18 protein-coding genes and 1 tRNA gene are annotated in these 11,604 nt (G+C 64.6%); 15 read left to right on the top strand and 4 right to left on the bottom strand.

Going from position 1 to position 11,604, the window contains the following annotated elements; all coding sequences use genetic code 11:
* Positions 1 to 71 precede the first annotated feature (71 nt).
* Positions 72 to 908, top strand: a complete 837-nt coding sequence (locus ON23_RS03635; RefSeq protein WP_039776354.1) for a hypothetical protein — start codon at positions 72 to 74, stop codon at positions 906 to 908.
* Between the two features lie 51 nt (positions 909 to 959).
* On the opposite strand, the gene ON23_RS03640 is transcribed toward ON23_RS03635, so the two are convergent.
* Positions 960 to 1,652, bottom strand: a complete 693-nt coding sequence (locus ON23_RS03640; RefSeq protein WP_039776373.1) for a GntR family transcriptional regulator — start codon at positions 1,650 to 1,652, stop codon at positions 960 to 962.
* 268 nt (positions 1,653 to 1,920) lie between these two features.
* Positions 1,921 to 2,232 carry a hypothetical protein gene (locus ON23_RS03645; protein WP_039776356.1) on the bottom strand — a complete coding sequence of 104 codons (312 nt, stop codon included), beginning with the start codon at positions 2,230 to 2,232 and terminating at the stop codon, positions 1,921 to 1,923.
* A gap of 271 nt (positions 2,233 to 2,503) precedes the next feature.
* Here ON23_RS03645 and ON23_RS03650 point away from each other — a divergent pair, with 271 nt between their 5' ends.
* Genes ON23_RS03650 through ON23_RS03695 form a run of 13 tightly spaced genes read left to right on the top strand, consistent with a single transcriptional unit; the run spans position 2,504 to position 10,142 of the window.
* Positions 2,504 to 2,959 (top strand): hypothetical protein, encoded by a 456-nt coding sequence (locus tag ON23_RS03650; protein ID WP_039776358.1) that lies wholly within the window; start codon positions 2,504 to 2,506, stop codon positions 2,957 to 2,959.
* A gap of 5 nt (positions 2,960 to 2,964) precedes the next feature.
* Positions 2,965 to 3,231, top strand: a complete 267-nt coding sequence (locus ON23_RS03655; RefSeq protein WP_039776359.1) for a hypothetical protein — start codon at positions 2,965 to 2,967, stop codon at positions 3,229 to 3,231.
* Positions 3,231 to 3,485 (top strand): hypothetical protein, encoded by a 255-nt coding sequence (locus tag ON23_RS03660; RefSeq protein ID WP_039776361.1) that lies wholly within the window; start codon positions 3,231 to 3,233, stop codon positions 3,483 to 3,485. The genes ON23_RS03655 and ON23_RS03660 overlap by 1 nt, the downstream gene beginning before the upstream one ends.
* On the top strand, positions 3,478 to 4,092 hold the full coding sequence (locus tag ON23_RS35730) for a DUF2637 domain-containing protein (protein WP_223273945.1): 615 nt from the start codon (positions 3,478 to 3,480) through the stop codon (positions 4,090 to 4,092). The genes ON23_RS03660 and ON23_RS35730 overlap by 8 nt, the downstream gene beginning before the upstream one ends.
* 36 nt (positions 4,093 to 4,128) lie before the next feature.
* Positions 4,129 to 4,401, top strand: coding sequence for a hypothetical protein (locus ON23_RS03670; protein ID WP_143860519.1), 273 nt, complete (start codon positions 4,129 to 4,131; stop codon positions 4,399 to 4,401).
* Complete coding sequence (locus tag ON23_RS03675) at positions 4,398 to 5,744, top strand: FtsK/SpoIIIE domain-containing protein (RefSeq protein ID WP_051041938.1); 1,347 nt, start codon at positions 4,398 to 4,400, stop codon at positions 5,742 to 5,744. The genes ON23_RS03670 and ON23_RS03675 overlap by 4 nt, the downstream gene beginning before the upstream one ends.
* Positions 5,741 to 6,031: a hypothetical protein gene (locus tag ON23_RS03680; RefSeq protein WP_039776365.1), complete on the top strand. Its 291-nt coding sequence runs from the start codon at positions 5,741 to 5,743 to the stop codon at positions 6,029 to 6,031. Before ON23_RS03675 ends, ON23_RS03680 begins: the two co-directional genes overlap by 4 nt.
* Positions 6,028 to 6,201: a hypothetical protein gene (locus ON23_RS37695; protein WP_157170147.1), complete on the top strand. Its 174-nt coding sequence runs from the start codon at positions 6,028 to 6,030 to the stop codon at positions 6,199 to 6,201. The genes ON23_RS03680 and ON23_RS37695 overlap by 4 nt, the downstream gene beginning before the upstream one ends.
* A complete protein-coding gene (locus tag ON23_RS37700) occupies positions 6,198 to 6,356 on the top strand; it encodes a hypothetical protein (RefSeq protein ID WP_157170148.1) in 159 nt (52 codons plus the stop codon). Before ON23_RS37695 ends, ON23_RS37700 begins: the two co-directional genes overlap by 4 nt.
* Positions 6,353 to 7,027 carry a hypothetical protein gene (locus ON23_RS03685; RefSeq protein ID WP_039776367.1) on the top strand — a complete coding sequence of 225 codons (675 nt, stop codon included), beginning with the start codon at positions 6,353 to 6,355 and terminating at the stop codon, positions 7,025 to 7,027. Before ON23_RS37700 ends, ON23_RS03685 begins: the two co-directional genes overlap by 4 nt.
* Positions 7,024 to 8,763 carry a replication initiator gene (locus ON23_RS03690; RefSeq protein ID WP_444543684.1) on the top strand — a complete coding sequence of 580 codons (1,740 nt, stop codon included), beginning with the start codon at positions 7,024 to 7,026 and terminating at the stop codon, positions 8,761 to 8,763. Before ON23_RS03685 ends, ON23_RS03690 begins: the two co-directional genes overlap by 4 nt.
* A gap of 12 nt (positions 8,764 to 8,775) precedes the next feature.
* Complete coding sequence (locus ON23_RS36665) at positions 8,776 to 8,949, top strand: helix-turn-helix domain-containing protein (RefSeq protein WP_083903677.1); 174 nt, start codon at positions 8,776 to 8,778, stop codon at positions 8,947 to 8,949.
* 35 nt (positions 8,950 to 8,984) lie between these two features.
* Positions 8,985 to 10,142, top strand: a complete 1,158-nt coding sequence (locus ON23_RS03695) for a tyrosine-type recombinase/integrase (protein WP_223273947.1) — start codon at positions 8,985 to 8,987, stop codon at positions 10,140 to 10,142.
* Positions 10,143 to 10,202: 60 nt separating this feature from the next.
* Here the strand turns inward: ON23_RS03695 and ON23_RS03700 are convergent.
* Both ON23_RS03700 and ON23_RS03705 read right to left on the bottom strand, forming a co-directional pair.
* Positions 10,203 to 10,275 (bottom strand) — tRNA-Arg (locus ON23_RS03700).
* A 122-nt stretch (positions 10,276 to 10,397) separates the two neighbouring features.
* A complete protein-coding gene (locus ON23_RS03705) occupies positions 10,398 to 10,706 on the bottom strand; it encodes a hypothetical protein (RefSeq protein ID WP_039776371.1) in 309 nt (102 codons plus the stop codon).
* Positions 10,707 to 10,846: 140 nt separating this feature from the next.
* On the opposite strand from ON23_RS03705, the gene ON23_RS03710 reads away from it, so the two are divergent.
* Positions 10,847 to 11,604: hypothetical protein (locus ON23_RS03710; RefSeq protein WP_039776381.1), on the top strand; the 758-nt coding region annotated here is incomplete at its 3' end.

Here is an 11,604-nt window from a genome sequence, read left to right on the forward strand (position 1 = left end):
GCGGTTAGGCGATGGACCGGCTTCAACGGAACCACTCGCGAATCCGACTGCGGCCCGACAGACTTGGTGGCATGGCTGACCTTGCGCTGACGGCGGACCGTCGTGAAGAACTGGCCGGATTGCTGGGGGACGAGCAGCGTTTGCGGTCCGAGTATCCGAAAGTGGCGGAGTACCTCGATACCGCTCCGATGCTGCCGGGTACGGGAGACGACCGGGCAGACGCCGCGTTCGATCTGCGGTTTGTCCACTACATGACGGGCGGGCCGTCGATCAGTGCGAATCCGTACTGGGACATCGTCGGGCCATCGGTGTCCGAGCATGAGGGCCGACGTGTGGTGAACGGTGGCCGGCCTCAGGGGAGTGCGCGACTGGGGTTCGCGCAGACTATCTTGCAGGCGACCTACGCCTACGCGATTCCGTCCCCAGAAACCATCACTTGGGTGCGCGAATTCTGCGATGGGCGCCCGATAGCTGAGCTTGGTGCGGGCCGCGGCTACTGGGCGGCACAGTTGACGGACGCCGGGCTGAATGTTGCGGCGTACGACTCGGAACCGCCAGACCGGACGGAGAACCCATCGTTTGTGCCGGCGCCGGGGCAAGCGGATGTGTGGCTGAGCGTCGGCGATCTCGGCGAATTCGCCGCTCGTGGTGTCGGCCGAGCCGATGAGGTCCTGTTCCTATGCTGGCCACCTGGATGGGGGAATGCGATGGCGTCGGACGCGCTGGCAGCCTTCGAAGCCAACGGAGGCCGACGGTTGGTCTACATTGGCGAGCCCAAAGGTGGAAAGACTGGCAATGACGCCTTCTTCGATGCGCTGAACTCGCGGTGGGAACTTGAATCGGAAGATTCGGAATTCGTGTCGTGGTGGAACCTCTCGGACCGGGCACAAGGCTGGGTCCGTCGATAAAAGAAACCGCCGGTCACCCAGATTTAGGATGACCGGCGGTTTTCTAATGTCTCAGTTTTCGGCGGCGGCTTCCAATTCCGGCTTCAAGTTCATACGGAAGACGAACGCATAATAGCGATCTCGGGGATAGGAAACATCCGACACCATGATTACGCGCCCCGTCGCGGTCATATAGCGCTGATGGACGGTCTTCACGAGGTCGCCTGGAGTGGTCTTCAACCACTCTGCGTGTGACGGAACCGGAATGCTGTCGGCCACCGTCTCCTCTAGCGTGGCAGCGTCGGATGTGCCGGTGACGTCGGCGGGCTGATAGGTGTCCGACACGGAGATCGGCCGACCGTCCTCGCTGGCGCGGGTGACAACGTGGGTGATCTCCTCGCCAACTGACACGCCAAGTGCATCTGCCAGTGCTTCCGTGGCCGGAACCGTCTCCGTAACCCGGTCGATCTCCACCGTGCTGTCGGTCTCGTTCGCGAACGTCACTTCCGGGTCCTCCATCTGACGTTCGGGGGAGATCCGGATCAGGTTCGGCCGATCCGATACGAACACACCCCGTCTGCGCACAGACCGAACAAGCCCCTGACTCTGGAGCAATTCAAGGGCTTTCCGGACAACGATGTCGGAGACGTTGTTGCGGGCAGCGATTTCCGAATAGCTTGGAAGCTGGGTTCCGGGCGGTAATTCACCGCCGCGAATTCGCCGGGCGTATTCGCCTGCGATGGAAACGTAGGCAGGTTCTGCCATCGGGATCATTCCCTTCAATTCGAAAAATCACTACGAGTAGGACTCGGGGCTAGTGTACCGCACTGCGTATACGTAAAGACGTATTTGAGCTGATCAGCTGGGGGAAGCATTCATATATTCGAATCAGTATCCGAATTGCTTCCGTCTCGTATTGGCCGTTCGCGTTGGCGACGGGAGGGGCGCGGCTCCGGCCAATAGGTCACCACGAAATACACCGCCACCGACAGGGGGAGGACAACCAGGAGCAGTCCGAGTAGACCCCAAGCGCTCACTGCTGACCCCCGCTCTTCTGCTGCATCGGCCACCGAGCGAACGACAGGCGGGGTAGCACGGCCTCGACGTCGACGATGTCCATGAGGTTGTTCAGGGTGAGCGGGTCGAGGTGGGTTGCGGACGGTACGAGTACCGCGTCCACGTCGGCCGCGCGGACCTGATCGGGTAGCGGCAGCGGTGAGCAGGCCGGCCATATGAGGGCGTAGCCGAGATGCCTTGCTAGGCGCTGCACCTGGGCGCGATCCCATTCCGGAGCGGCGCTGACGTCGGGGTCGATCCACGCGAGAGCTGTCGGGCGGGGTCTCATTGCGCACACCTTCTTGTCTCTATGTGCTGCGCGGACCGATGGCGGCGGACCTTCGGAGCGGCAGCGGTAGTGAACCTCTATCGCTCAGCGTATACGAAGATGCGTATACGAACAATCCTCCGTCGACGCTCTGACCTGCGGGTTTGATCTTTCCCGTGCTTCGTATACGCAAACTTCTTGTGCGTATACGAAACTACGTATACGATAAACTTATCGCCGCTACCGAGTGAGGCGACATTCGAAATCCCCCCAGACACAAGGAGATTCAGTCATGGCGCTCAAGGATCTGCGTTTCGAGGTTCCCTTCAACGTCGCGTTCGAGCGGGGGCTTGTTCTGGTCGGCGAGATCGAGCCGGACACCGAGTACAACCAGAACCGCAACGCTCCGGCTCGTCAGAAGGTCGACCCGGTGACCGGTCTGCGGCAGTGGAAGGCCACCTGCACCAATCCGGCGGAGACCAATCACAAGAAGTCGACTATCCAGGTGATTTTCCTGGCGGATGTGGCTCCGATCCCGTCGACGGAAGAGGTTTTGCCGGGGATGCGCTCAATCGTGCTGGAGAACGTGACCCTTCAGCCGAAGGTGACCGGTCAGGGCGAGTTCAAGACCCTCGGTTGGACGGTGCGGGCTACCGGCATCGTGGGCGACAACTCCGGCGCCAAGGTTCCGGCGGCCGATCCGGGTGCGGCTCGTCCGGCTCGCGGTCAGTCCGACAAGGCCGCGTGACTGCCATGAGTTCGTATTTCTGCATGGACGGCGCGCTGGAGGGCGTCGCTGAGGTCGAATACAAGGCCGCGCACATCTACCGGTACGGGCCGGACCGGCAGTACAGCTCTCCGATTCCGGCCTACGTGTTCGTGCGACTCGGGAAGGGGTTTCCCGAGGTTCGGCTGAGGTTGTCGATCGAGGATGTTCGCGCCTTGGCCGAGCAGCTGCCGCAGATCTTGATGTTGCACGATGCCGCGGAGCGTCTTGCCGTCGAGAAGGCGGTGGCGTGATGAACGATCAGAGCTCCGAAGACCAGGTCTTCTACGTAGCCCCGTGCGGCTATGAGAATTTCGGCCCGATGACCTGCTACCCGGCGATCGATCCGGACGGCGTTCCTCGATTGGTCATCCATGTCGGTGTCGTCGGCGACCAGGAGATACTCGGCCTATCGCTCGGGGTGAACACGCTGCGGCGCTTGGCTGAACAGCTGCCGCAGCTGGAAGCGCTGGCAACGCATATTTGGGTGCCGATCTCCGATGACTAGCACGGCAACAGGGATGCGGTTGGCGCGGGTGTTCGCGGTCTTGGTGATCGTGGGTGTTGGCGCCGCCGCATTCCGCCTCAGCTTCGCGACGCTGCGGGATCTGGCCAAGCTGGCGCATATTCCGGCGTCGGATGCGTGGCTGTTCCCGCTGATCATCGACGGCACGATCGTTCAGGCCACTGCCGGCGCTTTGGTTCTGGCCAAGTCGGCGGAACGGAAGTTCTTCACCTGGGTTCTGGTGGTCGGGGCGCTGGTGTCAGTGGCGGGCAACAGCATCCACGCCGTAGCCGCCGGCAAGGAGCTTCCGGCGTGGCTGTGCGCGATCGTGGCGGCCATCGCCCCGATATCGCTGCTGGTGGACACTCACGGCCTGGCCGTGCTGTTCCGTGCCTCACAAAGCAATCCGGTCCCGGCACCTGCTCCGGCGGTGGCTGAGGCCGAGGAGGACGCGCCGACTGCTGTGGAGGAGTTCGAGGAGCCTGCGGCCCCCGAACCGTCTGCCTCGGTGGTGCCTGCGGCGCCTGTGATTCCTGTGGCGCAACCGATTCCTGTTTCTCGACCCGTGCAGCCTCCCTTGCTGCCGGTCTCTGTCCCGATCGGGAGCTGATCTGTCATGGAAACCAGTCTCAATGGCGCTGTAGCCGTGGGTGCTACGGCTCTCGGCGCAACCGCGGTCGCGTTCGGTGTGGCCGGGCTGCTGGCCTTCGGTCCGCGTCACGACGTGGCCCCGGCCGCTGTCGAACACACCACCGGCAAACCGGGGTGCGTGATGTTCTGCGACGAACCCGCACCCGCCGCGCCGGATTCCCACGGCTGCACCTTGTTCTGTTCCGAGCCGAGCTTGCCCCCGGCCAATCAGCAGGGCTGCCAACTGTTCTGCGAACTCGAAACCTCGAAAGGGGAGTACCCGCGATGAGCGTCGTGAACATGGTCCCGGTCGCGGTGTCGGCGGCGAGTGCGCTGGTGTTCGCGGCGTACATCCTGCCGTGGGGCCGCCGCCCCGCCACCACCACCGCGCACGGTTTGGCGCGGGATCTGGAAGAGACCTCGGAAGTGCTGCGGCCTGCGGTGTTGTCGTTCGCTTCGACCGCCCACGCGCAGCTGATGTTCTCCGACCTCAAACTGGGGTCTCCGGAGATCGGGTATCCGCGGGTGGAGTGGTGGGACTTCTCCCGGTATGGTCTGACTGTCGATCTGCTGATGCGGGGCGGGCAGACTCTCTCGGACTGGTCCGACGACGAAATGCGTTCCCGCATCGCTGATTACGTAGGCGTAGACCAGGTCATCGCATCGTCCCCCGCCCCGGGCTGGGTGCGCCTGGAACTGCGGGTGCGTGACACCCTCGCCGAAGCGGTCGTGACCAACATCGACACCGGCACCGTGACGGCGGCGGGTGTGGATCTGGAAGCGGTTCCGGCGGGTGTGCGTGAGGACGGTACGCCGTGGCTGCTGCGGATCCTCTACTCGCACATCTTGGTTGCCGGTGCCACCGGTTCCGGTAAGGGCTCGGTGCTGTGGTCGATTTTGGCCGGCCTCGGTCCCGCGATCAAAGCCGGGTTCGTGGACGTGTGGCTCGCGGACCCGAAAGGCGGTGTCGAGTTCGGCGTCGGCGAAAACAAGCTGTTCGTCCGCTTCGCCACCGACGCCCCGAGCATCCTCGGGGTGCTGGAAGAGGCCGTGCAGGTTATGCAGGAGCGGCAGGCGCGGATGCGTGCTGCCGGTCTGCGCAAGCTGGTGCCGTCGAAGGATGAGCCGCTGATCCTGCTCATCATCGACGAAGCCGCGGCGCTGTCGTCGTATGCCGAACGCGAGGAACAGGAGACGTTCCGCCGCAAGACCGGCATGTTGCAGTCTCAGGGCCGTGCGGTCGGGGTGTCGGTGATCGCCGCTGTGCAGGACCCCTCCAAGGAGGTCATGCCCAACCGGCAACTGTTCCCCACCCGCATCGGTCTCCGGCTGGAAGAACCGACACAGATCGCCATGATCCACGGCCAGGGCGCCAGGGATCGGGGCGCGCTGTGCGACGAGATCCCGGAGGACACCCCCGGTGTCGGCTATGTCGGAGAAGACGGCAAGAAGGGCTTCGCCCGGGTCCGCGCGTTCTGGATCACCGACGAGCAGACCAAAGAGATTGTCGAGCGCTATTCCCCGGCCGCCGATGTCGACTTCGCCCCGACCCAGGACTACAGCGATTTCGACCCCGACGACCTGGGCGACGACATCCCCGGCGACGGCTACACGGGACCGGTGGCGGCATGAAACGCGGACTCGTCACAGAAAACCACGTGGTCATCCACTGCGACACCTGCGGTGACCTCTACACCGACGCAGGCGGGGAAGCGGTCTGCTTCACCTCCACCCACCAGGCCGCCTACTACCTCGTCGGCGGCCGCAACGGCTGGCTCTATGACGGTGACCGGATCGCCTGCGACGGCTGCGCGATCACCGCCGATTGCGACTTGCGCGGCCACCGCTTCCCCTCCACGAACACTCTTCGCCGCTGCGACCGCTGCGGTGCGCCCGATGAACAGGAGAATCTGAAATGAGCAAGCGGACAAGCGAATACGACGATGTGATCGACCTGCACGCGCGTCGCCGCTGCCAGCTCGAAGCACGCGGACTCGACCCGATCGGTATCGCGGTGAACATCCTCGCCGAGACCGGGACGGTGTTCGGGTACGGCTACGACCCCGACGGAGGGGACTGGGCAGCATGACCGCCAAACAGAAAGCGCCGCAGGTTAATCCGATTGTCCAGGCGGCGGCGGATCGGGCGCGTAAGTCCAAGCGCCGCAAGGTCAAAAACCTCCCCGCCAACTGGGAGCGCCCCGGACAGCCGGGGTTGTTCAAGGAATCCGAGGTGAAGCAGTGAGCACCACCACCAAAACCACCACCACGGTCAAGTCTCGACGTGACCCGGTAGAAGACATCTTGACGCTGTTCCTGGCCGTGATCGGCTGGGCAGTGATCTCGGTGTTCCTCGTGGCCTGGTGGGCGTTGCTGTTCCCGATGGTTTCGCTGCCCATCGCTGCGGTGGCCGGCCTTTTCTGGTTCTACGGCTGGGTCCCCGCCCTCGGCATGGCATTGGCTTCGGCCGCTGGACTGGTGCTGTGGCGAGTAAAGGCCCCGGAATTGTTCTCGCGCTTCGTTTCTCGTCGCGTCCGCTCCCGGTTCCTGTCCTGGTTCCGATACCGGCGGCAATGGTCGGCGCGGCTGGACGACTGCAACCTATCGACCCGCGACGACCTGGGCCAGGCGGTGAAGATTCCGCGGCTGCTCGGCATCGAGATCGGGGAGACAACCGACACCGTGCGAGCGGCAATGCTGCCGGGTCAGTGCCCCGACGACTGGGCCAACCGCACTGCTCATCTGGCGCATGCGTTCGGGGCGCACGAATGCCGTGTCAGCATCATCGGTCCGGCTCGGGTGCAGCTGGTGTTCCGGCACGCTGATTCGCTCGCCAAGCCGATTCTGGCCCCGTTCCCGCACATCCCCGGCGGCTTGGGAGGACCGCCCCGCCAGGACCACGACAACGCCGCGTGACAACCACCACCACTGACGAGGGAGGCCCGACCATGACAGACCAACAGACTGCCACAGATCCGGCCTCCCTCGGCCCTGTCCGGGAGACTGCGGCTGATCGGCGCGCGATGCCGAACCTCTACGACATCGCGCAAGCGGCGGCTGACAAACACGGGGAGTGCCGCCGACCGATCCCGATGTACTCGTTCGACCCCGATACTGGTGAATCGAAATACGTTGGCGCACCGTGCAAATCGACGCTCGAAAGCGTGTGCCCCTCATGTGCGGCTCGGGCTCGCGCTCTGCGGATGCAGCAGGCCCACGAAGGCTGGCACATCGAAACCGAACCTGTAGACGACAAACGCGACCCCACCGAACGTCAGCTCGAACTCGTGGAGGCCCGCGCGAGCCTGATGGACCTCTACCAGGACGCGAAGGCTCGCGACGATCACGACGAGATGGCCGGCATCCGGGAAGTGGTGGCGGATCTGGATGCGGAGTTGCGGGAGACCGGTGTGCGCGGGCGTCTTCCGGCGCTGGACCCTGCGCCGAAATCGGAGCGCAAACGGTCGACCCGCCGCCGCCAGGACGTCCCCGACTTGCCTCGCAAGAAGGTGGATAAGTCCACGATCGGGCGTCAGTATGCGGGCAAGTACCGGCCCTCGATCTTTCTCACTCTCACCTGCGATTCCTACGGGCGCATGAACGGTGACGGTGCGGTCAACAGCAAGGGCGAACCGTGTGGCGACGGCTCTCCTGTCGACCCGGACACCTACGACTACCGCCGCGCTGCCCGTGACATCGTGTTCTGGCCCGCGCTGTTCGATCGGTTCGTGCAGAACTACCGGCGCGCGACCGGTCGCGATATCCAGTACTTCGCCACCGTGGAACCCCAGCGCCGCGGAGCCCCGCACATTCACATGGCGATCCGCGGAACCGACCCTCGGGAGCTTATTCGGCAAATCGTGGCCGCGACCTACCACCAGGTGTGGTGGCCGCACTTCGATCCGGAAAACGAGCAGTACACCGACGGGCACATGCCGGTCTGGGACTACTCCGCCGGCCGATTCGTCGACCCCGACACCGCCGAACCGTTGCCGCTGTGGGACGAAGCGATGGACATGCTCGACTTGGTGGACGAGCTCGAACCCGCCCACGTGGTGAAGTTCGGCCGCCAGGTCGACGTCCAAGGTGTGCTCGGCGGTACCGAGGAAGCTTCGCGCCACGTCGGCTATCTGACCAAGTACTTGACCAAGTCCATCGCTGAGGTGATCGAGCCCCAGACCGACCGGGCGGCACAGCATTACGAGCGGTTACACGCCGAGCTCCAGAAAGTGCCGTGCTCGCCGAACTGCCCGATCTGGCTCCGCTACGGCATCGCTCCCAAGGGCGCCAGCGACAAGACCCAGCCCGGCCGCTGCAAGGGCAAAGCCCACCGCCGCGAAACCCTCGGCCTGCGCGGTCGCCGAGTCCTGGTGTCGCGTCGCTGGACCGGCAAGACCCTCCCTGACCACAAGGCCGACCGCGCCGAGTTCGTTCGGCAAATCCTCGCCTCGGTCGGTATCCAGCGCCCCGACCCGTCGCGGCTGATCGTGAAACCGGTCGAACCCGGAGACAAGAACGTGCCACCGCGAGAGCACCTGATCATGGCCTCGATCGCTCAGCGGATCAAATGGCGCGCCCAATACGAAACCGCACGCCTGGCAGCAAGTCCACCAGGCGAACAACAACATTCGGCAATCCAGAACGCAGCATAGGAAGGGGTCACCATGTCCAGGCTTCTCACCGAGAAGGAAGTGCGCGAACTCATCCCGGTCGGGCACAGCAAGTACTACGAGCTGATCGGCACCGGTGAGCTCCGGTCGGTAAAGGTCGGTCGGCGACGGTTCGTCACCGAACAGGCTGTGGCCGAATACATCTCGGCTCTGGATGCGGCGGCATGAGACAGCAGTTACCTCCTCAGATCACCAAGGTTACGGTGACCGATCGGAGCACCAAGAAGCCGGTTGTTCGGTACCAGGTGGTAGCCGATGCTGGCCGCGACCCGGTAACCGGCAAGCGGCATCAGATCCGTCGTCGTTACCGGACCGAGAAGGAGGCTCGAAAGGCGCTGGCGGACTTCACAGCTGGTGCCGCTGCGGGCACCTTCGTACCGCGTCGGGATGTGACGGTGGATGAGGTCTGCCGGGACTGGCTCGACAGCCTCCATTGGGCTCGGCGTACCACGCTGGCGGGATACCAGTACAACCTTGCGCCGCTGCGAGAACAGTACGGGACCATTCCGGTTCAGAAGCTGACTCGCAAGCACCTCGATGACCTGGTGGCCGCTCTTAAGAAGGGCGGCACGGTCACCGAGAAGGGCAAGGTTCGCCGTCCCTGGGCCGCGCGCTCGCTCAAGCGGACAGTGGAGACAACCTCGATGGTTCTCGACTACGCCATTGAGCGAAAATTGTTGGGACATAATGTGGCTCGGGCCATCAAGCCCAAGGCGGGCAAGAAGCGGAAGCCGGTCACCTACACGCCGGCCGAAGTGTCGCGGTTCCTGCTGAGCCTCGAAACCGATCGTGACGGCCACCTGTGGTTCCTGGCGCTGTGCGGCCTTCGTCGGAGCGAAATCGGCGGATTGCGCTGGAGTGGTGTCGATTTCAAACGCAAGATGCTGACCGTGCACATCGGGCGGGCTGCTGCCGGCGGCAAGGCGGTGGAGGACGATCCGAAAACTGAGTCATCGATTCGAGAGCTTCCGATGGATGACGAGATGGTGGAAGTTCTCAAGCGGGCTCGTCGTCGCCAGGCGGCCGACAAGCTACAGCTGGGGGAGGCGTATCAGGATCTCGGCTACGTGGCATGCAACGAGGACGGAACCCCCTACCATCCGGACACCCTGACCCATCGGTGGGCGCGGGCGGTCAAGCGTGCTGGGGTTCGTCACATTCGGCTCCATGACGCTCGTCACACCTGCGGCACGACGATGCATCTGCGCAAGGTCCCGCTGGCGGTCATCGCGGCCTGGCTGGGCCACGCTGACGCGAGTGTGACAGCGAGGATCTATACCCATTCGCAAGCCGACGCCCTGAGGGATGCGGCGAGGAGTTTGGGCGAGGTTGTGACAACTCGTGACACTGAGGCTGGCTGAGGTGACAGACAAGAAGGGCCCCCGACCGGTGAATTGCTGGTCAGGGGCCTTTGTCGTGTGTGCCCTCGGCAGGATTCGAACCTGCGGCCTTCTGCTCCGGAGGCAGACGCTCTATCCCCTGAGCTACGAGGGCGGGGATTGGACCCGGTCGACACCAGTGGTTACGTCGTCCGATCGGGCGGGGAAAGCGTATCGCATCACACGGCGTGCGCCAAAAGACAGGTCCGAGCAGGGATTCAGTTCGGTGTCACGGCACTACTGGGCCGGCATCGGCGCGCCCGGCATACCGGGGATGGCGGGAATGCCGGGGATGCCGGCGGGGAGTTCGTCCATCTGGCCGGTGGGCGGGACGGCCTTCTCCTTGTCGGCGTGGTGGCGCGACTTGGGGACGAAGTAGACGACCAGTGCGACGACCAGGACGGCGATCACCACGACCGCGCCCACCAGCGCCCAGGGAACACGCCGATGCTTCGGCGGGTTGGAATTGCCGTTGTACGCCCCGCCGGGGGCGGATTTGGCGGCGGCACGAATCGCCTTGGCTGATTTCGCGCTGGTGTTCGGCATCGGCTGGCGCTCTCTTCGGGTGCGTCGGTGGTTCTCGCGGTGTCGTCAGGACGGCCGGGGCCGCCGGTGCCGGATGCCGGGTGCGCCGAGCAGGTGCCCGCTGACGGCGCACACCCGCTCGGACCATAGGATAGAGACTCGTGACTCCAGCTGACCTTGCAGAACTCCTTCGTGCGACCGCGGCGAAGGTGCTCGTCGAACGTGGATCCGACCCTGCGGTCCTGCCCGACGAGGTCAAGGTGGAGCGTCCCCGTAATCCGGAACACGGAGACTATGCCACGAATGTGGCCATGCAGGTGGGCAAGAAGGCCGGAATGAATCCGCGCGAACTGGCCGGTCTGCTGGCCGACGCGCTGGCCGCCACCGACGGCATCGAATCCGCCGACGTGGCCGGCCCGGGCTTCCTCAACATCCGCCTCGCCGCGGCCGCCCAGGGAGCCATCGTGGAGCAGATCCGCGCCGCGGGCGCCGCCTACGGCACCGCGCAGGCGCTCACCGGCACCAAGATCAACCTGGAGTTCGTCTCCGCCAATCCGACCGGCCCGGTCCACCTGGGCGGAACCCGCTGGGCCTCGGTCGGCGACGCGCTGGGCCGCATTCTGGCCGCTCAGGGCGCCGACGTGACCCGCGAGTACTACTTCAACGACCACGGCGCGCAGATCGACCGCTTCGCCGAATCGCTGGTCGCCGCCGCCACCGGCGCGCCCACCCCGGAGAACGGCTACGCCGGCGCCTACATCTCCGAGATCGCGGGTCAGATCACCGCCGCCCATCCGGACGCGGTGAGTCTGCCGGAGAACGAGCGGCACGAACTGTTCCGCCGCGAGGGTGTGGAGCTGATGTTCGCCCACATCAAGCAGACGCTGCACGATTTCGGCACCGATTTCGACGTGTACTT

It is taken from the genome of Nocardia cerradoensis NBRC 101014, assembly GCF_000308535.1.
Taxonomy (GTDB): domain Bacteria; phylum Actinomycetota; class Actinomycetes; order Mycobacteriales; family Mycobacteriaceae; genus Nocardia; species Nocardia cerradoensis.